Origin of the sequence: Bradyrhizobium sp. SZCCHNS3016, from assembly GCF_032484535.1 — a bacterium.
GTDB lineage: Bacteria > Pseudomonadota > Alphaproteobacteria > Rhizobiales > Xanthobacteraceae > Bradyrhizobium.
In genome coordinates, this window is the sequence record NZ_JAUETE010000012.1 from 173,288 (window position 1) to 196,813 (window position 23,526).

Annotated in this window: 21 protein-coding genes; 18 read left to right on the forward strand and 3 right to left on the reverse strand. The window is 65.8% G+C overall.

The features are described from left to right. Positions 1-170 precede the first annotated feature (170 nt). The 4 genes from QW881_RS22705 to QW881_RS22720 all read left to right on the forward strand — a co-directional run bounded on the left by QW881_RS22705 (position 171) and on the right by QW881_RS22720 (position 2,910). Positions 171-1,127: an IS481 family transposase gene (locus QW881_RS22705; RefSeq protein ID WP_315755561.1), complete on the forward strand. Its 957-nt coding sequence runs from the start codon at positions 171-173 to the stop codon at positions 1,125-1,127. A 263-nt stretch (positions 1,128-1,390) separates the two neighbouring features. Then, positions 1,391-1,774, forward strand: a complete 384-nt coding sequence (gene rplU, locus QW881_RS22710; protein ID WP_315757168.1) for a 50S ribosomal protein L21 — start codon at positions 1,391-1,393, stop codon at positions 1,772-1,774. A 132-nt stretch (positions 1,775-1,906) separates the two neighbouring features. Continuing rightward, on the forward strand, positions 1,907-2,176 hold the full coding sequence (gene rpmA / locus QW881_RS22715) for a 50S ribosomal protein L27 (RefSeq protein ID WP_008961804.1): 270 nt from the start codon (positions 1,907-1,909) through the stop codon (positions 2,174-2,176). 140 nt (positions 2,177-2,316) lie between these two features. Next, positions 2,317-2,910, forward strand: coding sequence for a GNAT family N-acetyltransferase (locus QW881_RS22720; RefSeq protein ID WP_315757167.1), 594 nt, complete (start codon positions 2,317-2,319; stop codon positions 2,908-2,910). Positions 2,911-3,082: 172 nt separating this feature from the next. Here QW881_RS22720 and QW881_RS22725 read toward each other — a convergent pair whose 3' ends face one another. Beyond that, positions 3,083-4,000: a DMT family transporter gene (locus tag QW881_RS22725; protein WP_315757166.1), complete on the reverse strand. Its 918-nt coding sequence runs from the start codon at positions 3,998-4,000 to the stop codon at positions 3,083-3,085. Between the two features lie 495 nt (positions 4,001-4,495). Between QW881_RS22725 and QW881_RS22730 the strand changes: the two genes are divergently transcribed. The 14 genes from QW881_RS22730 to QW881_RS22795 all read left to right on the forward strand — a co-directional run bounded on the left by QW881_RS22730 (position 4,496) and on the right by QW881_RS22795 (position 21,094). Beyond that, complete coding sequence (locus QW881_RS22730) at positions 4,496-6,418, forward strand: adenylate/guanylate cyclase domain-containing protein (protein WP_315757165.1); 1,923 nt, start codon at positions 4,496-4,498, stop codon at positions 6,416-6,418. A 117-nt stretch (positions 6,419-6,535) separates the two neighbouring features. After that, positions 6,536-7,726, forward strand: coding sequence for a phosphatase PAP2 family protein (locus QW881_RS22735; protein WP_315757164.1), 1,191 nt, complete (start codon positions 6,536-6,538; stop codon positions 7,724-7,726). Between the two features lie 19 nt (positions 7,727-7,745). Next, positions 7,746-9,860 carry a hypothetical protein gene (locus QW881_RS22740; protein WP_315757163.1) on the forward strand — a complete coding sequence of 705 codons (2,115 nt, stop codon included), beginning with the start codon at positions 7,746-7,748 and terminating at the stop codon, positions 9,858-9,860. Between the two features lie 127 nt (positions 9,861-9,987). Further along, positions 9,988-11,058, forward strand: a complete 1,071-nt coding sequence (gene obgE, locus QW881_RS22745) for a GTPase ObgE (protein ID WP_315757162.1) — start codon at positions 9,988-9,990, stop codon at positions 11,056-11,058. Between the two features lie 247 nt (positions 11,059-11,305). Beyond that, positions 11,306-12,445: a glutamate 5-kinase gene (proB, locus tag QW881_RS22750; protein ID WP_315757161.1), complete on the forward strand. Its 1,140-nt coding sequence runs from the start codon at positions 11,306-11,308 to the stop codon at positions 12,443-12,445. A 74-nt stretch (positions 12,446-12,519) separates the two neighbouring features. Continuing rightward, positions 12,520-13,809 carry a glutamate-5-semialdehyde dehydrogenase gene (locus tag QW881_RS22755; RefSeq protein WP_315757160.1) on the forward strand — a complete coding sequence of 430 codons (1,290 nt, stop codon included), beginning with the start codon at positions 12,520-12,522 and terminating at the stop codon, positions 13,807-13,809. Between the two features lie 66 nt (positions 13,810-13,875). Next, the gene (locus QW881_RS22760) at positions 13,876-14,499 is read left to right on the forward strand and encodes a nicotinate-nucleotide adenylyltransferase (RefSeq protein ID WP_315757270.1); all 624 of its coding nucleotides are present in this window, start codon (positions 13,876-13,878) and stop codon (positions 14,497-14,499) included. Between the two features lie 307 nt (positions 14,500-14,806). After that, on the forward strand, positions 14,807-15,163 hold the full coding sequence (gene rsfS, locus QW881_RS22765; RefSeq protein ID WP_315757159.1) for a ribosome silencing factor: 357 nt from the start codon (positions 14,807-14,809) through the stop codon (positions 15,161-15,163). 56 nt (positions 15,164-15,219) lie between these two features. Beyond that, positions 15,220-15,702 (forward strand): 23S rRNA (pseudouridine(1915)-N(3))-methyltransferase RlmH, encoded by a 483-nt coding sequence (gene rlmH, locus QW881_RS22770; RefSeq protein WP_315740728.1) that lies wholly within the window; start codon positions 15,220-15,222, stop codon positions 15,700-15,702. Positions 15,703-15,735: 33 nt separating this feature from the next. Beyond that, complete coding sequence (locus QW881_RS22775) at positions 15,736-17,106, forward strand: murein hydrolase activator EnvC family protein (RefSeq protein WP_315740727.1); 1,371 nt, start codon at positions 15,736-15,738, stop codon at positions 17,104-17,106. Then, entirely contained in the window at positions 17,103-18,455 is a 1,353-nt protein-coding gene (locus QW881_RS22780; protein WP_315740726.1) for a S41 family peptidase, read from the forward strand. Before QW881_RS22775 ends, QW881_RS22780 begins: the two co-directional genes overlap by 4 nt. Before the next feature lie 186 nt (positions 18,456-18,641). Further along, positions 18,642-19,856 carry a divergent polysaccharide deacetylase family protein gene (locus tag QW881_RS22785; protein ID WP_315757158.1) on the forward strand — a complete coding sequence of 405 codons (1,215 nt, stop codon included), beginning with the start codon at positions 18,642-18,644 and terminating at the stop codon, positions 19,854-19,856. 87 nt (positions 19,857-19,943) lie between these two features. Then, a complete protein-coding gene (locus QW881_RS22790; protein ID WP_315757157.1) occupies positions 19,944-20,450 on the forward strand; it encodes an RNA pyrophosphohydrolase in 507 nt (168 codons plus the stop codon). A 137-nt stretch (positions 20,451-20,587) separates the two neighbouring features. Next, positions 20,588-21,094 (forward strand): RNA pyrophosphohydrolase, encoded by a 507-nt coding sequence (locus QW881_RS22795; protein WP_315757156.1) that lies wholly within the window; start codon positions 20,588-20,590, stop codon positions 21,092-21,094. An 82-nt stretch (positions 21,095-21,176) separates the two neighbouring features. Here the strand turns inward: QW881_RS22795 and QW881_RS22800 are convergent, their stop codons facing one another. Together QW881_RS22800 and QW881_RS22805 are read right to left on the reverse strand one after the other, a co-directional pair. After that, positions 21,177-22,859 (reverse strand): adenylate/guanylate cyclase domain-containing protein, encoded by a 1,683-nt coding sequence (locus QW881_RS22800; RefSeq protein WP_315757155.1) that lies wholly within the window; start codon positions 22,857-22,859, stop codon positions 21,177-21,179. Positions 22,860-23,027: 168 nt separating this feature from the next. Then, positions 23,028-23,435 carry a F0F1 ATP synthase subunit epsilon gene (locus QW881_RS22805; protein WP_315740721.1) on the reverse strand — a complete coding sequence of 136 codons (408 nt, stop codon included), beginning with the start codon at positions 23,433-23,435 and terminating at the stop codon, positions 23,028-23,030. Positions 23,436-23,526: the final 91 nt, after the last annotated feature.

The window sequence follows — 23,526 nt, forward strand, 5'->3', positions numbered from 1 at the left end:
GCCCGGACAACGGCGCAGGCGACAGTTTGGTTGCGGCGGGAGAGGCGAATGGCGAATAGGGAGAAGCGAATAGGGGTCGAGGTTAGCTGTGGTCTTCCAGGAGGTTGTCCATCCGGTCTGAACCGAGGAAGCTGAGGTTGCGAAGCTTCAGTGTTCCAAGGAGAGACCAGATGGACGTCCACAAGAATGCGCCTATGACACCGAAAGGTCGAGAGGCGATGGTGCGGAGTGTCGTTGAGGGTGGGCTGAGCTATGCTGAAGCTGCTTACCAGTACAATACGACGCCGAAGACCGTAGCCAAATGGGTGAAGCGGTTCCGCGAGGAAGGTGTCGAGGGATTGCTCGATCGCTCCTCCAGACCGCACTCATCGCCAGGCCAAACCACTGCTGCCACATGTACCGCTATCGAGGCTTTGCGCCGTCAGCGCCACACGGGCAAGCAGATTGCGGCTGAGGTTAAGGTGTCGCCGGCCACGGTCAGCCGCGTTCTGCGACGACTGGGGTTGAACCGAATCCGTGATCTGGAGCCGATCGAACCCGTGCGTCGCTATGAGCACGCTGCGCCGGGCGAGATGATCCATATCGATATCAAAAAGCTCGGCCGTTTCGCGCAAAGCGGCCATCGCGTCACCGGCAATCGGAACGGCTATAGTCATTGTCGCGGACTTGGCTGGGAGTACATGCATGTCTGCATCGATGACCACTCCCGTGTCGCCTTTTCACAGCTCAAGCCTGATCAGACCGCCGAGAGTGCTGTTGCGTTTCTCAAGGCCGCTGTCGCTCACTACAAGAGCTTGGGCGTTACCGTCACCCGCGTCATGACCGACAACGGTGGCTGCTATATCGGCTTCGATTTCGATAAGGCCTGCCGCGATATTGGTCTCAAGCATATCCGCACCAAGCCCTACACGCCCAGAACCAATGGCAAGGCTGAGCGCTTTATCCAGACAGCGCTCCGGGAGTGGGCCTATGCACACACCTATCCCACTTCCGATCAGCGCGCCGCGCAACTGCCCATCTGGCTGCACCAGTATAATTGGCACCGGCCTCACGGCGGCATAAACTCCCAGCCGCCTATCAGCAGACTCGGTTTAACCGAGGACAACCTCCTGAGGCTCCACAGTTAGCCACCACCTGCGTTCCCTACTCGCGCTACTCCCTATTCGCCCCTTTCCCTTGACTCGTCAGCCGACCCGGCTATAAGCACCCGATCGACCGGCGCGGGTGTTCTCGCGCCGTTTGTCGTTGCGCGTATCCGGCGGGTGTTGAGCCCAAGGGCGCGACGCCGGTCCCGATCGGGCCGGACTTCATGAACCATAACGACTGAACAAGAAGCCGACCCGGGGCCATGGTGCTTCGAGGCCGGGATCGAACACGAAGGATGAGAACGATGTTCGCAGTCATCAAGACCGGCGGCAAGCAATACCGCGTCGCCCCGGATGATGTGCTCGAGATTGGCAAGATCGACGGTGAGCCCGGTACGATCGTGCAGCTGAACGAAGTGCTGGTGGTCGGTGGCGACACCCCGGTGCTGGGCGTGCCCGCCGTGGCCGGCGCGTCCGTGGCCGTCGAGGTGCTCGACCACAAGCGCGGCCCCAAGGTCATCGCGTTCAAGAAGCGCCGCCGCAAGAATTCGCGCCGCAAGCGCGGCTACCGGGACGAGCTGACGCTGATCCGCGTCAGCGAAATCCTGACCGGCAACGCCAAGCCGACCAAGGGCCCGCGGCCGAAGAAGGCCAAGGCGGAAGCCCCGGCGGCCGACGCCGCCGAGTAAGCGTGCCGGCGCGATTGCCGCGCCGCATTGGCTTGAACCCTCATCGCGCGGATTTTTCGTCCGCGCCCAGCAAATGTGAATGATCCCTTGGCGGAATCGCGCTAAAGGTGATCGCGAGATCGGAGACGAGCGATGGCTCATAAAAAGGCAGGCGGTTCATCCCGCAACGGACGCGACTCCAAGGGCAAGCGCCTCGGCATCAAGGCGTTCGGCGGCGAGCGTGTAATTCCCGGCAACATCATTGCGCGTCAGCGCGGCACGACCTGGCACCCCGGCCTCAACGTCGGCATGGGCACGGACCACACCCTGTTCGCCAAGATCGAGGGCGTCGTCGAGTTCCATGACCGGGCCAACCGCACGTTCATTTCGGTGCGACCGGTAGCCGCCCAGGCTGCCGAATAGAATAACGGTGGAACAACATGCGTCCGCCGGGTCCTGATGAACCGGCGGAGCGCCAGATGGCTCCAGGGGAGGCGGGACAACCGGCCTCCCCTTTTCTTTTTCGCTGATCAGTTGATCCCGAAGCGTCGATGGAGCCCGACATGCTGCAGGACATCACGACTCCCACCTTGCGCGAGGCGAGACCTTGCGTCCTCGAGACCCCCCGGCTGACGCTGCGTGCGCCGGTGCTCGCGGACGTGACTGCCATCGCCCGGCTCGCCGACGACCGGCGCATCGCCGAGAACACCCGCCGCCTGCCGCACCCGTATTCAGAGGTCGATGCCGCCCGTTTCGTGCGCGCGCTGGCGGAGCAGGCAGGCGAGACCGCCTTCCTGATCGAACACCTGGACACGCCGATCGGCATGGTTGGCATTAACCGTCCTGCGCAAGGGCGGGCCGAGCTCGGCTACTGGCTCGGCGTCGATCATTGGGGCCGCGGCTTCGGCACCGAGGCGGCGCGCGCCACGATCGACTATTTCTTCGAGGAGGGCGATGAGGACGTGCTGATCGGGCACGCCCGCGTCAGCAATCCTGGTTCGCGCAACATCCTCGAAAAGTGCGGCTTCCAATGGACCGGCGTCGAGCTGCACCGCTTCGAGGTGCTCGGCTCGTCCGCCCCGGTCGACGCCTTCCGCCTCACCCGCGGTGTCTGGGGGTCGCTGAAGGCCTGGGCCAACGCGGGACGGCGGAACTAGGCCGGGCCACCCTCCCCTGGAGGGGGAGGGTCGATCGCACGCGAAGCGGGCGAGCGGGGTAGGGTGATCTCTCCGCGGACGCTGGCGCGTGTGGAGGGATCACCCCACCCCGCCTCACGTGTCGCTTCGCTCCGGGTGAGGCAACCCTCCCCCTCCAGGGGAGGGTGGCATCTCAGGCCGGCGGATTCACCGCACCCTGTCCCTGCCCCAGGCTTCGTTCCCGCAAGTAGATGTACAGCCCCGCGCCGATGATGATGGTGGCGCCGACGATCGTCGCGGGATGCGGCACGTCTCCGAACACGACGAAGCCGAACAGCACGGCCCAGACGATCATCGTGTACTGATAGGGCACGACCACTGAGGCCGGCGCGAGCTTCAGCGAGCGGTTGACGCAGAACAGCGCGGTCACCGAGATGATGCCGGCGGCTGCGAACATCACCAGGCTGCCGGGCGTCGGCGTCACCCAGCCGAACGAGGACATCGCCGCGCCGAGCAGGAAGGTCCCGACGAATTGCGACGACGCCATCACGATGTCCGGCGTTGCGCGCAGGCTGCGCGTGATCAGCATCAGCACCGCGAACGACAGACTGCCGCCGAGCGCAATCAGGGCCGGCAGGCTGAAGGTCTGCGCCGAGGGCCGCAGCGCGATCAGCACGCCGCAGAAGCCGATCAGGATCGCGGTCCAGCGTCGCCAGCCGACATGCTCGCGCAGCACCAGCGCCGACAGCGCGGTGACGAAGATGGGACCTGCGAGATAGTAGGTGATGACGTCGGCGAGCGGCAGATAGACGGTGGCGAGAAAGAACGCCGCGACCTCGAGCGTCGACAGGATCACGCGCACCAGCTGTAGCCAGGGACGCTCGAGCTGCAGAAAGGCGGCTCGGTTGCGCCAGATGAACGGCGCGAGCAGCAGCAGCGCCGCACAGGCGCGCAGCCACAGCAGTTGGCCGACGGCATAGGTCGACACCAGGAACTTGCCCAAGGCATCGCCGAACGAGAACATCGAAATCGACAGCAGCATCAGGCCGATGCCGGCCAGCCGCGCCGATCGTACATCGTTTTGGACGGAGATCCGGGAGAGGAGGGTCATTGCGCAATGGGCTGGTTGTTCTGGCTGAAGCCCGGGTGCGATATGGTCGCGGTATCCCGGCCTTCACTTCTTCATCGGCTCGTTTAGGAGTCGTGAGCGCGCGCGACAAGCCCTTGGCGGGAAGATGCGCAAACACAGGCGCCGATCACAAGATCACGATTAAGCGAGCCGGGGTTCCGGCGCACCACACTCGCCCGGGCCTCATACTGCAGCTTCTTTTCGATCCGGTTCTTCAACCTGCGATTTTGCTGAACCATTCGGGCGCTCGGCAAAACCCATCATATGCAGTTGCATTTGGGACGAGGCGCTCCGAATCTGACGCGCGATGGCGGCTCTAGAAGCGGTTCGAGTATCTGGTCATGCCAACGCAGCATATCCCCATACCCACATTCGTCGGCAGCAGGGCAGCGCCGGCACCGCATCGCTTGAACCCGCGCGACATCTCGGCTGGCCGCCGCGTCATGAAACAGGGCGTGCGCCCGTTTCGAGTCCGATATGAGCAGTGATGCGGAGGGCAAGAACGAGCTGGATCTCCGGGCGGAACCGCCCGCGATGGGGAATGCTGCGGCAAGTCTGGTGCTGCAGCAGACCGTGGTGCTGTTGGTCGATGTGGTCGAATCCGTGCGCCTGATGAGCGCGCATGAGGCTGCTACCGTTCAGCGCTGGACCGAACTCATCCGCCTGATCGCGTCGGAAATATTGCCCCGGCATCAGGGCACTCTTGTGAAAAGCCTTGGCGACGGCTTGCTTGCTCGTTTCGAGACCGTCAGGGATGCCGTGAATGCCGTTGCCGAGATGCATCGAGCGGCGGCTGCGCAGAACGCCGGGCTCCCGGAGGATCGACATCTTCACTTGCGTGCGGGCATCAACGCCGCAATGGCTTGGAGCGATGGCGTCGACATCTACGGGACCGGCGTCAACCTTGCGGCACGGCTGGCAACTCTGGCCGGACCCGGCGAGACGATCGCAAGCGCATCGGCGCAGGAGGAGCTGGCTGCCGCTCTGGCTAGCCTCGCCAGCCCAGGCGAGACGATCGGGAGCGCCGCCGCGCGTGACGAATTGACGCATGGCGTCGACGCGGTCTGCGAAGATCTCGGCAACTGCGTTTTGAAGCACTTTGACAGGCCGGTTCGAGCATACCGCGTCGGTCCGCCGGGGCCGCAGCCGACCATCGCCGGGAGGCGCGACTACGGAGCGGCGATGCAGCCGAGCATTGCCGTGATTCCATTCGCAGCCCGAACCGAGGCGCCTGGGCTCGTGGACGTCGGCAACCTGATCGCCGACGGCGTGATCTGGCGCCTGTCGAAGTCTGCGAATCTCAAGGTGATCTCGCGGCTTTCGACCGCCGTGTTCCGCGGTCGGACCAGCGACCTTGGCCAGGTCTCGGCGCATCTGGGTGCGGCCTACGTCCTCAGTGGAGCCTATGTGGCCAACGGCAGCCAGATCATGGTGACTGCTGAGCTCTCCGCCGCCCGCGACGATCAGGTGATCTGGACGGATCGGCTCAGTGGATCCGTCGAGGATTTGCTTCGGCCCGAAAGCGAGATGGCCGATCGCATCGCACGAGCCGTACACTTCGCCGTGTTCGACGCCGAGGTCGACCATATCCTGACCCAGCCGCTGCCGACGCTCGAGAGCTACTCGCTCCTGCTCGGCGCAATCAAGCTCATGCACAGGTCCACCAGGGAAGAGTTTCTCCAGACACGCAATATCCTCGAGGAGCTGATCAACCGGCACGGCCGTATTGCGGCCCCGCGCGCCTGGCTCGGCCACTGGTACATCCTGCGACTGACACGAGGCTGGTCCGAGGACCGCACCCGCGACGCAGCCGAGGCCCTGGCGACGACCCATGCCGCGCTTGATCGCGACCCGTCCGACGCGCTCGCGCTCGCAGCCGAGGGGTTCGTCTACTGTCATCTGTTCAAAGACCTCGACATGGCGCGCAGGCGTTGCGAGGCGGCCGTCCTCGCAAACCCCAGCCACGCGCTCGGCTGGCTGTTCCTTGGGACGGTCGACGCATTCAAGGGTGACGGTGCCGCTGCAGTGCACGAGACCCAGCGCGCCATGGAGCTCTCGCCGCTTGATCCGATGCGCTATTACTTCGAGTCGCTCAGCGCGACGGCTGCACTTTCCGCTCATGACTATGCCACCGCTGAAAGACTTGCGCGCTCATCGCTGGCACTCAACCGCATGCACCCCTCGACGTGGCGAGCCTTGACCATTGCGCTCGTGCTGCAGGGCCGAATGGAGGAGGCCCGATCGACACTAGCGAAGGTGCGGGAGGTCGACCCGACGCTGACGGTCGAAACCTATCTTGCCCGCATGCCGAACGCTCAGCTCGAAACCGGTCGGGAATGGGCGCGCTGTCTGGCGTTAGCCGGCCTGCCATCCGGTAACGGCAACTCCAAGCGGCATTGAGGACGAAAAGGATCCGGGCGTGTGAACTGGTCGACAGCTGAGTGAGTATCGCCCGGCGAACTGCAACTGAAAGGACGACCCTACCATTGTGAGCTGACTCAATCATAGGAGGCGGACATGGGCCAACTGGGCGGCGCAGGTGGTGCCGGCGGAGCGGGCGGAGCGGGTGGTGCTGGAGGCGCCGGCGGAGCAGGCGGCGCGGGTGGTGCCGGTGGCGTCGGCGGCGCGGGCGGTGCCGTACTCGGCACGCTTGGCGATGTCTATGCCAATCCGGTGATGGTCGATGCATTGATCCATGTGCGCGAGGGCAGCATCGTCACCGAAAAACCGCTCGTGCTTTATGAGCCGGCGCTCCCGGTCATCGATGACCCCGCCCAAATGGAGCGCTGGGAGGCGTGGGTTCGCGCCTATGTTGCTATCGGAGAGATGCTGCAAGGCATCACCTTCCAGGGCATCACGGCAAACTCTCAACCGTCAAGCTCTGACGCCTTCCAGATATGGTCGTCCGTATCCGGACAGAGATCGCTGATCGCCGAAATTCAGCGGCCGGCACAAACCACCTTCGAACAGCAGATCCCCCTGGTCCTCAGTTGGGCCGAACTGCGCAACGAGCGCGCCACGGAAATCCTGGCGCAGATCGATCCGCAGTTCGCTTTCTGGGCATCGATCGTCTACCTCCATGCCGAGCGGACGCGGCGCACATTCGAACTCATCAACATGGTGCTGCAATTTTGCGTCTACGTGGAGATGCGCGTCAAGCACGCGCTGGGCTGCTACCGTCCGGTCGAATACAACGCCGAGGTCCAGCCGATGATCACGACCCCGGGGCATGGAAGCTTCCCGATGGGGCACGCGACGCAGACCTATGCGGTCACCTACGTGTTGAAGCAGTTGCTGAAGCTTGATCCGACGCGGCACAAATGGGTCATCGATCAGCTCGATCGCGTGTGTGCCCGGATCACGACCAACCGCGTCATCGCCGGCGTCCACTTTCCGGCTGACAGCATGGCGGGACGCATGCTGGGCGTCGCCCTGGGCGAGTACTTTGTCGGGCGTTGCGATGGGGACGAGACGAGCCAGCCCTTCATGAAGCGGACCTTCCTTGCGGCAGGAATCGACCAATACCCGACGACGGATTTCAATCCGTTCAACACCACGATCGTCCCGGCCCAGGATCTCGACCAGGGTCCGTTCTACTTCTCGCAATCTGCCGGCGTGAACGTCACCCAGTCCCCTCTGATGCATCACGTCTGGTGTGAGGCTCAAGCGGAGTGGAAGGGCAGATTTGGCGTTCCGAGCTACCCATAATTCAGGCGGAGAGCGAGCCATGGCCGAGCCCGGGGCGCCCAAGAGCTATCCGAGATGCTTCGATCCCTATCTCCGATACGCGATCTCGACGGAATTCAAGAACTTCGAGGAAAACCTCCAGGAAAAATGGGATCGTTTCGACGATGACAAATACAGGCTCCTGCTCCTGATCGAGCTGAAAGAGGCTGGAACGGCCGCAGATTTCGCGAAAGTGGCGGGCCAGCTGGAACCAACCCAGCCCGAGTTCGCCAAGACAAAGTACGGCATCGAACTCGCGCCTTATGCGGCAGACTCGCGGTACCTGACGATGCGCTGCCGCGCGAGCGCGGTGCTGGATAGCGCATTGCACGAGTCCGTCTGGGGCAATTATGTCAACCGGGTCGCGTTATCCTTGCCGGTCAAACCGCCATCTCCCAAGTCCTTCCAAAAGAGTGCGCCCATCCGCCACCGCTTCAAGGAAGGTAAGGAGGCGCCAGGACCGCTTCTGATCGGCATGCTGGACGATGGCTGCCCGTTTTCTGCGGCGCGCTTCCTAAGAACCAGCGGCCCACTGAGCACGCGGGTCCGAGCCATCTGGGATCAGAACCAGAATAAGCAGCCGGTCGCGATCGGAACGCGCAAGTTCGGAATGGAGCTCACCGACTTTGCCTACGGTCTCGAGTACCGACGCGATTTCGCCGCCGGCATAGAGCCGCAGCAGATCGGACTCGACGATTGGATCTCGCTGCACGCGACAGCTACCGATGGCGTCGACGAGGATGGCTGTTACGCAGCCGCCGGGTTCACGACCCTCGCACGCCGGGACTCGCATGGGGGCCATGTCATGGACGTCCTGGCGGGGCCTGTTCCGATTTCCTCTCGTATCGGCCCGTCGAAACCAGGCAAGGACCGCCGCGATCCGCCGAGTTGGACACCTGGTCGCCCCTCGACTGATCCTGCGTGCGACGCTGACGTCGTGTTCGTGCAATTCTCCGATGAATGTATCCGGGATGCGACTGGCGTGTGGCTTAAGACCTATGTCGTCCAGGGCATCCAGTACATTCTGTCGTTTGCAGACCCGGTCAAGACCAGGAACGTGATCATCAACCTCAGCTACGGTCCGACCACCGGCCCGCATGACGGCACGGCAGAACTCGAGAGCGCCTTGTCGGCTCTGGTTGCTGAATACAACGGCAAGAACAACAAGCCGAAGCTCGACATCGTGCTCTCCGCCGGCAACGCCTATCTCAGCGACGGTCACGTCGTCTTCACCAGCGACAGCGAGCAGCCCGAGCACGTCGAATGGATCTGGCGTTTGCCGCCGGACAATACCGTGCTGGTCTTTGCAGAGATCTGGATGGAGGACGATGAGGCCCAGGGAGTCACCGTCACCTTGACGTCGCCGAGCGGCAAAGTTCAGCTGACATCAGGCAGTGCTGTCATCGGAACAACGCTTCCGAAGCCGGGCGGCACCACCCCTCAGCTGATCGGCCCGATCGTCTGGGGCAAAGACAGGATGTGGCTGCTCGAAGTCGGCCCGACCGTGGTGAGGCCAGAAGATCAGGCCAGCAACGAGCACGGCGACTGGACCATCAAGGTCAACGGCATTCCCGAAAACGCCGAAATGCACGCCTATGTGGCGCGCACCGATCCGAACATGGGCGCGCGCACGGGGGCCAAACGCTCGCATTTTGTCGATTCCAACTGGGAGCAAACCCGGTCGGCTGGGGCCAGTTGCACGCGCATCGACGGGGAGTTCGATCGGACCGGATCGCTGTTGGATCGTTTTGGGACGCTGAACGGGATCGCAACCGGCAAGAAGCACCGGGTCCATGTTGCAGGCGGGTACGTGGTGGCGGATGGCCGCAAGACGCCTTATTCATCGGCGGGCCGGCCCCGCGGCGGCCACCGCATCGGTCCGGATTACGTGCTGCCCTGTGACGAAGACAACGCCCTCACCGGAATCCGTGCCGGGGGTAACCGGAGCGGCGCCGTCCTGCGCCTGATCGGGACGAGCACTGCGGCTCCGCAACTCGCGCGCCAATTTGCGAGATTGCGCGGCGGCTTGGCTTTGCCTCAGCCCACCGCCGTCCCGTCCCCGAACGACATCGCGGAGATCGCAAAGAGGGGCGGCGGCGATCTCGAGCCGCCGTAGCGGCAGGTCGTCGCGGTGCTGCGCGAGCGGCCTTCGGCCCTGACCGGGGCGGGAATCTTGCGCTTTTCCGCGCGATCCGCGGCGGTTTGAGTTGCCCCGGAGGCCCGCCTCGCCTACCTAGAGCCCTATGAAATTCCTCGATGAAGCCAAGGTCTATGTGCGCTCCGGCGACGGCGGCAACGGTTGCGTTGCGTTCCGGCGCGAGAAGTTCATCGAGTTCGGCGGCCCGAACGGCGGCAATGGCGGCCGCGGCGGCGACGTCGTGATTGAGGCCGTCGACGGCCTCAACACCCTGATCGACTACCGCTACCAGCAGCATTTCAAGGCCCAGAGGGGGGGAAACGGGTCCGGTAAGGATTGTCATGGCGCAGGCGGCAAGTCGGTGGTGCTCAAGGTTCCCGTCGGCACCCAGATCTTCGACGAGGACCGGGAGACGCTGATCCACGACTTTACCGCGGTCGGCGAGCGCTTCGTGCTGGCCCAGGGCGGCAATGGCGGCTTTGGCAACGCGCATTTCAAGTCGCCGACCAACCGGGCGCCGCGCCACGCCAATCCCGGCCAGCCCGGCGAGGAGCGCTGGATCTGGCTGCGCATGAAGCTGATCGCCGACGCCGGCCTGGTCGGCCTGCCCAATGCCGGCAAGTCGACCTTCCTGTCCAAGGTCTCGGCCGCCAAGCCGAAGATCGCCGACTATCCGTTCACCACGCTCCATCCGCAGCTCGGCGTCGTGAACGCCGACGGCCGCGAGTTCGTGCTGGCCGACATTCCCGGCCTGATCGAGGGCGCGCATGAGGGCGCCGGCCTCGGCGACCGTTTCCTCGGCCATGTCGAGCGCTGCCGTGTGCTGCTGCACCTGGTCGACGCCACCTGCGAGCATGCCGGCAAGGCCTACAAGACGGTGCGGCACGAGCTGGAAGCCTATGGCGGCGAGCTGACCGACAAGGTGGAGATCGTCGCGCTGAACAAGATCGATGCGGTCGACCCGGACGAGCTGAAGAAGCAGAGGGACCGGCTGAAGCGCGCCGCCAAGAAGACGCCGCTGTTGATCTCCGGCGCCACCGGCGAGGGCGTCAAGGAAGCGCTGCGCAAGCTCGCCGACGTGGTCGGCGAACAGCCGGTGTCCCTCAAGGCCAAGAGCACGACCGAGAGCGCGGCGACCGAGGAGCCATGGGCCGCGCCGCTGCCACCGCAGGGCTGACGCTCACGCCGAACCTTGCGTCACAGGCTGCGGCCGGCGCATATGTCGCAGCAACAAATTCGTATCTCATCACCCTGAAGGGCTGCCCGGAGCAGGCATTCGATCAGATTTTCGAAAGCTCTCACCGCGCATTCGGTGCACTCCCTCCCCCCTTGTGGGGGAGGGGAGGCGACTGGCTTCGCGGCGTCGGCTCCGATGAATCCCGCAATGTGCGCTCAATGCCACCGACTCTGGCCGAACTGTCACCATGGCTTCTCCCCGTCTTGAAAATTTCCGCCGCATCGTCGTCAAGGTCGGCTCGTCGCTGCTGGTCGATTCCGACGCCGGCGAGGTGCGCGCCTCCTGGCTCACAGCGCTGGCCGCCGACATCGCCAGGCTGCACAGCCGCGGCTGCGAGCTGCTGGTCGTGTCCTCAGGCTCGATCGCGCTCGGCCGCAGCCGGTTGAAACTGCCGCGCGGACCGCTGAAGCTGGAGGAGAGCCAGGCGGCCGCCGCGGTCGGCCAGATCGCGCTGGCGCGGACCTGGTCGGAGGTGCTCGGCGCCCACGGCGTCAATGCCGGCCAGATCCTGGTGACGCTGCAGGACACCGAGGAGCGCCGGCGCTATCTCAACGCCCGTTCGACCATCGCCAAGCTGCTGGAATGGCGCGCGGTGCCGGTCATCAACGAGAACGACACGGTTGCGACGGCCGAGATCCGCTATGGCGACAATGATCGCCTCGCCGCCCGTGTCGCGACCATGGCGAGCGCCGATCTGCTGGTGCTGCTGTCCGATATCGACGGCCTCTACACCGCGCCGCCCGCGCAGGATCCGGATGCGCGGCTGATCCCCGTGGTCGAGAGCGTCACCGCCGACATCGAGGCCATGGCCGGCAGCGCCGCCTCGGAGTTTTCGCGCGGCGGCATGCGCACGAAGATCGAAGCCGCCAAGATCGCCACCACCGGCGGCACCCACATGCTGATTGCGTCCGGCAAGATCGAGCATCCGCTGCGGGCGATCGCCGATGGCGGCCGCTGCACTTGGTTCCTGACGCCAGCGAACCCGGTCACCGCGCGAAAACGCTGGATCGCGGGCTCGCTGGAGCCGAAGGGCACGCTGACGATCGATGCCGGCGCAGTGACCGCACTGCGCGCCGGAAAGAGCCTGCTGCCGGCCGGCGTCATCCGTGTCGACGGCCAGTTCGCCCGCGGCGATGCCGTCGTGGTGCGCGGCCCCGACACCCATGAGATCGGCCGCGGCCTCGTCGCCTATGACGCCGATGATGCCGAGCGGATCAAGGGCCGGTCGTCGCCGGACGTGGCCGTCATCCTCGGCATCTCCGGCCGCGCCGAGATGATTCATCGCGACGACCTGGTGATCGGGCCGGCGGGCGCCGGCCCAGCCTGAGGCCAAGGCACCGGCGTTCGCAAACGGCCTCGTTCCGTGCTACTGGAGAGCCTTAATTCAAGGTTGAAAAGCCCATGACCGCGCCTTTCAAAGCCATCGACGGCAGCGCCGATCTGCCTGCGCTGATGAACGACCTCGCCACGCGCGCCCGTGCGGCTGCGCGCGTGCTGTCGCTGGCGCCGGCCGAACAGAAGAACCGGGCGCTCGAGGCGATGGAGCGCCGAATCCGGGTCCAAGCAAACGCCATCATCGCTGCCAACGCCGAGGATGTCGCCGAGGCCAAGGCCGGCGGCATGACGTCGTCCTTCCTCGACCGCCTCACCCTGACCCCGGCCCGCGTCGCCGCGATGGCCGACGGCATCGCCGTGGTACGCGGCGTCGCCGATCCGGTTGGCGTCGTGACCGAGAGCTGGCAGCGGCCGAATGGGATGACCATCGAGCGCGTACGGGTGCCGCTCGGCGTCATTGCCGTGATCTTCGAAAGTCGTCCCAATGTGGCGGCCGATGCCGGCGTGCTCTGCCTGAAGTCCGGCAATGCGGTGATCCTGCGCGGCGGCTCGGACTCATTCCGCTCCTGCCGGGCGATCCATGAATGTATGGTCGAGGGGCTGCGCGAGGCGGGCCTGCCGGAGGCCGCGATCACGCTGGTGCCGACGCGCGATCGCGCCGCAGTCGGCCTGCTGCTGTCGGGCCTGAACGGCGGCGTCGACGTCATCGTGCCGCGCGGCGGCAAGAGCCTTGTCGCCCGCGTCGAGGCGGAGGCGCGCGTGCCGGTGTTCGCGCATCTCGAAGGCGTCAATCACGTCTATGTCGATGGCGCCGCCGATCTCGAGATGGCCAAGTCGATCGTGCTGAACGCGAAGATGCGACGCACCGGCGTGTGCGGCGCGGCGGAGACGCTGCTGGTCGACCGCGCCAGCGCCGACAAGATCAAGCCGCTGGTCGACATGCTGATTGGCGCCGGCTGCGAGGTGCGGGGCGACGATGCGGTGCGGGCGGCCGATGCGCGGGTGAAGCCGGCCAGCAACGAGGATTGGGACACCGAATATCTCGACGCGATCATCGCCGCCAAGGTCGTCGACGGCGTGGAGGGCGCGATCGCCCACATCCACGCGCACGGCTCGCACCACACCGACGCGATCGTCACCGACGATAACGCCGCGGCCGACAAGTTCCTCAACGAGGTCGACTCGGCCATCGTCTTGCACAATGCCTCGACCCAGTTCGCCGACGGCGGTGAGTTCGGTTTTGGCGCCGAGATCGGCATCGCCACGGGCAAGTTCCATGCGCGCGGGCCGGTCGGGGTCGAGCAGCTGACGAGCTTCAAATACCGCATTCACGGCACTGGTCAGACGCGGCCATGACCGCCGCATCCTGTGGTTGAGTTACACGAGCAGCAGGCGGGGGCCGCCGTGACCGACGCCACAGCCATGCGGCCTGCGATCCGCCAGGCGCTGCCGCCCTACAGCGACGGCATGCGCATCGGCCTGCTCGGCGGCTCGTTCAACCCGCCACACCAGGCGCACCGCGCGATCAGCCTGTTCGCGCTGAAGCGGCTGCAGCTCGACCGTGTCTGGTGGCTGGTGACGCCGGGCAATCCGCTCAAGAACAATGGCGGGCTGCATGCGCTGGCCGAGCGCGCCGAGGCGGCGCGCAAAGTCGCCGCCGATCCGCGCATCGAGATCAGCTGTCTCGAATCCGTCATTGGCACCCGCTACACTGCCGACACGATCGATTATCTGCGCCGGCGTGCATCGCGCTTGCGCTTCGTGTGGATCATGGGCGCCGACAATCTCGCGCAGTTCCATCGCTGGCAGAAGTGGCAGCACATCGCGGCCCAGGTTCCGATGGCCGTGGTCGATCGTCCGCCCCGCAGCTTCCGCGCCCTGAACGCACCCGCCGCACGCGCCCTGGCGCGGTATCGCATTCCCGAAGCGCAGGCTAGCCGTCTCGCCGACAGCGCCGCGCCAGCCTGGGTCTACCTCACCGGCCTCAAGCTCAGCCTGTCGTCGACGGGCCTGAGGAACCCGGACGGCAGTTGGAAGTCGTTCTGAACAGCCGCGCTCGCTGTCGCGCGGCATCGGATGTGCATGGAACTTGCCGTCCCGTTACGGTCCGAAGCGGGGCGGCCGGTCGAGAATGTCGGGCCGGGCAGTCGGGGCACTGGATTGTTGAAACCGTTAACCCCACATGCCTAGTATGGTCAGCAGGCCGGGTTGGATTCGGCCTGCGATACAGTGAAAGGAATGGTCCCTGACCACATCTGTATTGTCCCAGTCGGCCTTACCCAAGACGAAGGCAACGACGACCAAGTCGGCCACTGCCAAGTCTGCGCGTAAGACGTCGACCCGAGATGCGGCCTTGCAGGCGCAACCCGACGCCGACAAGACCCTGCGCACCATCCTCTCCCGCCTCGAAGACATGAAGGCGGAGGAGACGGTCACGATCGATCTTCACGGCAAATCGGCGTATTCCGACTACATGGTCATCACCACGGGCCGCTCGAACCGGCACGTCGGGTCGATCGCGGAAAACGTCGCCAAGGGCCTGAAGGAAGCCGGCACCAAGAAACTCCACATCGAGGGCCTGCCCAATTGCGATTGGGTGCTGATCGATTCCGGCGACGTGATCGTGCACGTGTTCAGACCCGAGGTTCGCGAGTTCTACAATCTCGAGCGATTGTGGACTCAAGGGCCGAACCCGGCGAAGACGGTCTAGGCGGTCCCACGCCGCGCCGGATGCGAATCGTGCGGCGCACGTGCTAGTCCGTGCGCATGCGCCTGATCGTGGTCGCCATCGGCCGGTTGAAGCAGGGTCCCGAGCGGGAGCTCGCGGAGCGCTACCGCGGGCGTTTTGATGACATCGGCCGCAAGCTCGGCTTTCGCGGCCTCGACATTCATGAGATTCCGGAAAGCCGCGCCCGCGACGCGGCAACGCGCATCGCCGAGGAGGCCGCCGCGATGTCGGCGGCAATCCCGGACAAGTCCGTGCTCGTGTGTCTCGACGAGCGTGGCCAGAACGTCGACAGCACAACCTTTGCGGGTTATCTCGGCCGCTGGCGGGACGAAGGCATTCCGGCCGCCGTCTTCGCAATCGGCGGCGCCGACGGACTTTCGCCCGAATTACGGCGCAGAGCCAAGCTTGGGGTTGCGTTCGGCGCTGCGACCTGGCCGCACCAGATCGTCCGCGTCCTGCTGCTCGAGCAGATTTACCGTACTGCTACGATCCTGGCCGGTCACCCCTATCACCGCGCTTGAATAGGGGACGATGGGAGCACAATAAGGACCTCGATGTTCGCTGCGCGGCCCCTCTCCCGTTCCTCAAGAACCGTCCGCAGCGGCCGGTCGTGCCGCGCGTCGCTGGTCGCGCTACTGATCGTCGTTCCCGGTCTGCCGGCGACGGCGCAGACCGGACTTCGGCCTTCCCTCGCCGGTACCGCCTCACCGACACCGGCGACACCCGAGCAGTTGAAGCAGCGCGAGCAGGAGCTCGAGGCCGCCCGCGCGGCCCAGAAGGCCGCCGCCGAGGCCCAGGAGCGCCTGAAGGCCGACATCGCCGCGCTCGGCGAGGATCGCGGCAAGCTCAATCAGCAGCTGATCGACGTCGCCGCGCAGGTGCGCAGCGTCGAGGTGCGGGTTGGCGAGGCCGAAACGCGGCTGCGCGGGCTCGACGGCCGCGAGCAGGATCTGCGCACCTCACTGGAGGCACGGCGCACCGAGATCATCGAGGTTCTGGCTGCGCTGCAGCGCGCCGGCCGCCGCACGCCGCCGGCCCTGCTCGTCCGTCCCGAGGATGCGCTGCAGTCGCTGCGGACCGCGATGCTGCTGGGCGCTGTGATCCCGGAGATGCGTGGCCGCGCCGAAAAGCTCTCGACCGATCTCGGCGAGCTCGTCGCCATCCGCAAGACGATCGCCAGCGAACGCGACAAGCTCGCCGGCGACCGCGACAGGCTGCGGACCGATCAGACCCGTCTCGCGGCCCTGGTGGAGGAACGCCAGCGCAAGCAGAGCTCGGCCGAGAAAGACATGGAAGCCGAAAGCGCGCGCGCGGCTGTGCTGGCCCAGCAGATCGACTCGCTGCAAGGGCTGATCACGACGATGGAGCTCGATCTCAAGAGCGCCGCCAAGGCCGCGTCGACGGCGAGCCTGCAGGGCGTGCCGGTCAACAGCAAGCCGGACGCGAATGCGCTGCGCAACCCGGGCCGCAAGGCGCCCGCGATCGCGTTCGCCTCGACCAAGGGCATGCTGACGTTTCCCGTCAACGGCACCAAGATTCGCGAATTTGGCGCGTCGGACGGCGCCGGAGGCTCCGATAAAGGCATTTCTTTGGCAGCCCGGCCGGGCGCCCAGGTCACAACCCCGTGTGATGGCTGGGTTGTGTATGCGGGTCCCTTCCGCAGCTACGGACAACTCTTGATCCTCAACGCCGGTGGCGGGTATCATGTCCTGATCGCCGGGATGGAGCGCATTTCCGTCAATATCGGGCAGTTTGTTCAGACGGGAGAGCCGGTCGCGACCATGGGTAACTCGTCCCAGGTCGCCTCCATTCTCGCTACCAACGCGAGTCAACCAGTGCTCTATGTCGAGTTCCGTAAGGACGGCACTCCAATCGATCCAGGCCCATGGTGGGCCGCAAATGAAGGCGAAAAGGTACGCGGATGATGCGTAAGACTTCGGTAATTCTCCTGAGCGCGGCCACCGGTGCGGCATTGACCCTGTTCGTCTCGCAACCGCGCGCGGTGTTGATGGGATCGACGGCGCGCGCCGCGACCGCCGATACCTATCGCCAGCTCAATCTGTTCGGCGACGTGTTCGAGCGCGTGCGCAGCGATTATGTCGAGAAGCCCGACGATTCGAAGCTGGTCGAGTCCGCGATCAGCGGCATGCTCTCGGGCCTTGATCCGCATTCGAGCTACATGGATGCGAAGAGCTTCCGCGACATGCAGGTGCAGACCCGCGGCGAGTTCGGCGGCCTCGGCATTGAAGTGACGATGGAAGACGGCCTGATCAAGGTGGTGTCGCCGATCGACGATACGCCGGCCTCGAAGGCGGGCATCCAGGCCAACGACATCATCACCAATCTCGACGACGAAGCCGTGCAGGGCCTGACCCTCAACCAGGCGGTCGAGAAGATGCGCGGCCCGGTCGGCACCAAGATCAAGCTGAAGGTCGTGCGCAAGGGCGCCGACAATCCGCTCGACGTGACGCTGACCCGCGACAACATCCGCGTCCGCTCGGTGCGCTCGCGCACCGAGAGCGACGACATCGCCTATGTCCGCATCACCACCTTCAACGAGCAGACCACCGAGGGCCTGAAGAAGAGCATCGCCGACCTGCAGAACCAGATCGGTGACAAGCTGAAGGGCTACATCATCGACCTGCGCAACAATCCGGGCGGCCTGCTCGAGGAGGCGGTCACCGTTTCCGACGCGTTCCTGGAGCGCGGCGAGATCGTCTCGACCCGCGGCCGCAATGCCGAGGAGACGCAGCGCCGCGCGGCGCATGCCGGCGACCTCACCAAGGGCAAGCCGGTCATCGTGCTGATCAATGGCGGCTCGGCTTCGGCGTCGGAGATCGTGGCCGGCGCGCTGCAGGACCACAAGCGCGCGACCCTGGTCGGCACCCGCTCGTTCGGCAAGGGCTCGGTGCAGACCATCATCCCGCTCGGCGCCGGCAATGGCGCGCTGCGGCTGACCACCGCGCGCTACTACACGCCGTCGGGCAAGTCGATCCAGGCCAAGGGCATCGTGCCCGACATCGAGGTGCTGCAGGACGTGCCGGATGAGCTGAAGTCGCGCACCGACACCAAGGGCGAGGCTTCGCTGCGCGGCCATCTGAAGAACGACGGCGACGAGAAGACCGGCTCGCAATCCTACGTGCCGCCGGACGCCAAGGACGACAAGGCGCTCAAAATGGCCGCCGACCTCCTCCACGGCATCAAGAACAGCGCCAACACGCCGGCGCCGACCGAGAAGGCCGCGGCCGACAAGCCAGCCAAGGCTGCGAACTGAGAGGCTGCGAACTAGGCGGCAGCCGACAGACGCGCATCGGGTTTGAAGGGCGGCCTCCGGGCCGCCCTTTTCTTTTCTCTTTGGCTTGTTGCTTTCCCGCTCCGCCGATCTACGGGCTTTGGGAGACTGGCCCTGCGTCCGAATCCCTGCCGTGGTATCGTCGACCCGATTGATTCGGGAATTTCGATGACAGAGACGGCCGACGAGCTGAGCGCCCCGCTCGGACAGACGGAAAAGCGTCGCAGGCGCCGCATTCGGCTTCCCTTCACGGCCCTGCAGGCCCTTGCGATGCTGCTCGGCCTGTTCCTGGTCGTGTTCGCCGGCTTTGCGATGTTCAACGACAATCCGCTCGGTGGCGAGCCGGTCGCCCGCGTCGCGATCAACGAAGGCGCAATGCCTGCCGACGACAAGGCCGCCAAGCCGGATGGCAAGTCTGACGCAAAGGTCGATCACGGCGCGGCCCCCGCGGCCAAGCAGGAGGGCGGCGAGCGCAAGACGGTCACCATCATCGACGGCTCCAGCGGCACCCGCCAGGAGGTCGCGATCGGTGCCGGCGGCGAGACGGCGGAGCCTGGATCGGCGGCTCCGGCGAGCCAGATGCCCGGCGTGGACCCGCGGCTGTTGGAGAAGTCGCGCTACGGCATGATCCCGGTGATGGCCGACGGGCTGAAGCCGTTCACCGCCTATGCGGCCGAGGCTGACCGCGCCAAGGCGGCGCGCATGCCGGTCGTCGCGATCGTGATCGGTGGTCTCGGCGTCGGCGCCGCGAAGACGGTGGACGCGATCATGAAGCTGCCGCCGGCGGTCACGCTGGCCTTCACGCCCTACGGCTCCGATCCGACCAAACTCGCCGAGCGCGCCCGGGCGCAGCGCCACGAGATCCTGCTCCAGGTCCCGATGGAGCCCTACGACTATCCCGACAACGATCCAGGTCCGCAGACGCTGCTCGCTACACTCGCACCGGACCAGAACATCGATCGGTTGTTCTGGCACATGAGCCGGCTGCAGGGTTACGTCGGCATCGGCAACTTCATGGGCGCGCGCTTCGTCGCAACGGAAGCGGCGATGCAGCCGATCGTGAACGAGGCCGCCAAGCGCGGTCTGGCCTTGTTCGACGATGGCGCAGCCCCGCGCAGCGTGGCGGCCTCGCTGGCCACGGGACGCGCGATGCCGTTCGCGAAGGGCGACGTCGCCGTCGACGCGGTGCCGACCCCGGTCGAGATCGATAATGCCCTCGCCAAGCTCGAGAGCCTGGCCAAGGAGCGTGGCGTCGCCGTCGGGACCGCCTCGGCGCTGCCGGTCTCGATCGACCGCATCGGCACCTGGATCAAGGGGCTCGACCGCAAGGGCATTCTGCTGGTGCCATTGACAACCGCGATGCTGAAATCAAAATCGAACTGAACGAACGTGCGCCGGCCCGACTGGCGACATGACAGCGTGAGGCCTGCGCAGCGAGGCGCAGGGTCCCGCAGGAAGGCCGAGACCGGAATGACGCGCTACGAGGACCTGCCTTACCGCACCTGCGTCGGCATCATGCTGATCAATTCGGAGGGGCTGGTTTTCATCGGTCGCCGCGCCGGCGGGATCGAGCATGTCGATGACACCCATGTCTGGCAGATGCCGCAGGGCGGCGTTGATCCCGGCGAGGATGCCTGGGAGGCGGCCAAACGCGAGCTGTACGAAGAGACCAGCGTGCGCTCCGTCGAGAAGCTGGCCGAGGTCGGCGACTGGCTGACCTACGACATCCCGCGCACGGTCGCGGGTCGCGCCTGGAAGGGCCGCTATCGCGGCCAGCGCCAGAAATGGTTCGCGCTGCGTTTCACCGGGGCCGATGCCGAGATCGACGTCGAGCGGCCCGGCGGCGGCCACCACAAGGCGGAATTCGTCAGCTGGCGCTGGGAGCCGATGAAGAACCTGCCGGGGCTGATCGTGCCGTTCAAGCGGCCGGTCTATGAGCGGGTGGTGAAGGAATTCGCCACGCTCGCTGGCGGCTGACTCGCGATCGCGGGCCGACCGCGACGCGTGGCCGAAACCGTGTCATACGCTCGCACTGCAAAGAATCTCTGCAGATCCGTCGCGACAACGCCGTCACGATGCGTTGCCATGCGAGACGAAGCCCCACGGATATGAGCATGACCGAAACCAGACCCTACCGGCCGAATGTCGGCATCGCCCTGCTCAATGCCGAAGGCCTCGTCTTCCTCGGGCGCCGCTTCCGCGACGACGGGCCGGAGATCGTCCTGCCCGGCCTCGAATGGCAGATGCCGCAAGGCGGCGTCGACCCCGGCGAGGATCTGCAGGCGGCGGCGCGGCGCGAGCTGTGGGAGGAGACGGGCATTCGCGACGCCGACATCCTCGGCGAGACCGACTGGCTGACTTACGAATTTCCCCCATTCGGGGATCCGAACCACCGGCTCGCGCGCTTTCGCGGCCAGCGCCAGAAATGGTTCGCGATGCGTTTCACCGGACGCGAGGACGACATCGATCCGGTGACGCCGCGCAACGACCAGCCGGCCGAGTTCGACGCCTGGCGCTGGGAGCGGCTCGCGCGCATTCCGGATCTGGTGGTGCCGTTCCGCCGTGAGGTCTACCGCGCGGTGGCGCAGGCCTTTGCGCATCTCGCCAAAGCTGGCGACTGATCAACGAAGAGTGAGGCTCACCGTCATTCCGGCCTCGCGCTCCGCGCGCCTCGGAAAGACGAGGTCGAGAGAGTTCGCCGGCTTAATTGTCCTCGACCGTGAACGGGCCGATCGCGATCACCCGGCAATCGCTGTCGCGCGTGGCGCAATCGGCCAGCGCGCCGCCGATCGCGGTCTCCTCGCGATCGCCGTTGAGGCCGAAGCCGGGACGGCCAGCCGTTCCGACCGCGATCGCGTTCCAGCCCGACGGCGCGGCCTCGAGGCGCCGCGCCACCTCCTCGCGCGCCTCCGGGGCGATCGCCTGATGGCTGACCGCGCGGAAGAAGCCGGTGGCTTTCATCACCGTCGGCACCGGCACCACGAAGGCATCGTCGAGCGCAACGATGATGCAGGCGGTCCCCGCCTGGGCACCGCAGGCTTCGAGATTGCGGCGAACCACGTCGTCGACGAGGTCGCCGCCGACGCTATAGAAGAACTGCCCGCCGGGCCCGAGCGCGATGGCCTTGGTCCGTCGCGCCGTGCCGTAGTTCGCTTCGAGCCGGGCTCGGCCTGCATCGCGCACCAGCGGCATCTCTGCCGCGCTGAAGGCGCGCTCGGTCATCGGGTCGTGGCGCACCCAGGGCTGCGGCGGCAACGGTGGCTTGCTGTGCACGTAGACGACGCTGTCGCCGACGGCATAGAGCTCGCATTTGCGCGGTCCGTTCGCGTTTTCCGCGCGCTGCTGGCACTGCTCCAGCGCAGCCGATTTCGCGGCCTCATCGCTCGCCTGTCCGGTGACATAGGCGCTAACGCCGTTGATCGTGGTCGCGAACGCCTTGTGATCCGGTGCCAGCACGTAGTCGCGCGCCAGCGCAATGCGGGTCCGCTCGCTCACGAACGGCACGGCTTCAGGTGCGAACTTCTCGGCGGCGACAACGGACGAAGGTTGCGGCGACGGCTGCGGCGAGGCAGCGGGCTGCACGGCGACGGATGACTGCGTCGCCGCGGGGGACGGAGATGAAGACGGGGCCGAGGAAGGCGAAGCCGGCGTGGCCGACAGCCGGGCCAGCGCTTCCGCCGCCGCCTTGGCGGCATCGCGCTGCACAGGATGCGGATCGCGGTAGTCCAGATAGAGCTCAGTCCCGACCCCGACGGCTCCGAGCGCAACCAGGGCGGCCGCAATTCGCCAGATCAGGCGGAGCCCGCCGCCGCGGGCGACTTTCTTTTGTTCCGGCGGCGCGTAGGTGCCGTCCTCGCGGCGCATCGCGACCCGATAGGCGTGCACCGGGGTCGGGATGTTCTTGACCTCCCGCGCCCCCATGTCGGCGAACTGCACCGACAGCTTATTGGCGACCTGCTCGTGCACCGCGCGCGAGATGCAGATGCCGCCGACATCGGCGAGTCCCTCCAGCCTGGCTGCGATGTTGACGCCATCACCGAGCAGATCGCCGTCGCGCTCGACGACGTCGCCGATGGTGATGCCGATGCGGTAGCTCATCTGCCGGTTCGGCGGATAGGCCATGTTGCGCGTGCGCAGGCTCTCCTGGATGTCGATCGCGCAGCGCACCGCTTCGACCGCGCTGGGAAACTCCGCGAGCACGGCATCGCCCGCGGTGTTGAAGATGCGGCCACCGGCGCGCGCGATGAAGTCGTCGACCACTTCGCGATAGGCCGCCAGACGCCGCAGCGTCTCCTCTTCATCCTCGGCGACGAGGCGGGAATAGCCGGCAATATCGGCGGCAAAAATCGCCGCGATCTTGCGCTTCAACACGATCTGCCCTGCCATGTCACCACGCCCAGTCGAACGGCCGGGAGCATGCCGTCAGATCGGCGAGCACGCAACCGGCATCCCTTGCTAGTAGTCATCCGCCGGCCCCGGACGTTCGAGCCGGAAAACGAAAATGGCCGGGCAGAGCCCGGCCATGAACGTTCATTCATACGTCGTGCTGTTGGATCAATGCAGCGCGGTCGTGTTGAGCTGCTGCTGGATCGTCTTGAAGTGATCGAGCCGCTCGATCGCGCGATCGAGCTCGTTGCCCTGCTTCTCGTTCAGCTTGGATTCCATGCCGGCGATCTCGGCCGCGAAAGCGGTCTGGTCGAGCTCCTTCAGCGACGTCGCGACGTCGGCCAGAACCGTCAGACCCTTGTCCGAGATCTCGGCGAGGCCGCCGAGCACGATGATCTTCTGCTGCGAGCCGCCAGCGGTCACCGTCAGGATACCCGGCCGCAGCGTCGCCACGAATGGCGCATGGCCGGCGAGCACGCCGAAATCACCCTCCTGGCCGGGAACGTCGACCTGGTCGACCTCGCCCGAGAAGGCGATCTTTTCCGGCGAGACGAGATCGAAATGGAAAGTAGCCATTGGGAAACCTGCGAATAGCGAATAGCGAATGGCGAGTAGTGAAGGAGGAAGCAGCGAACAGTTCGTCTATTCGCTACTCCCTATTCGCTAT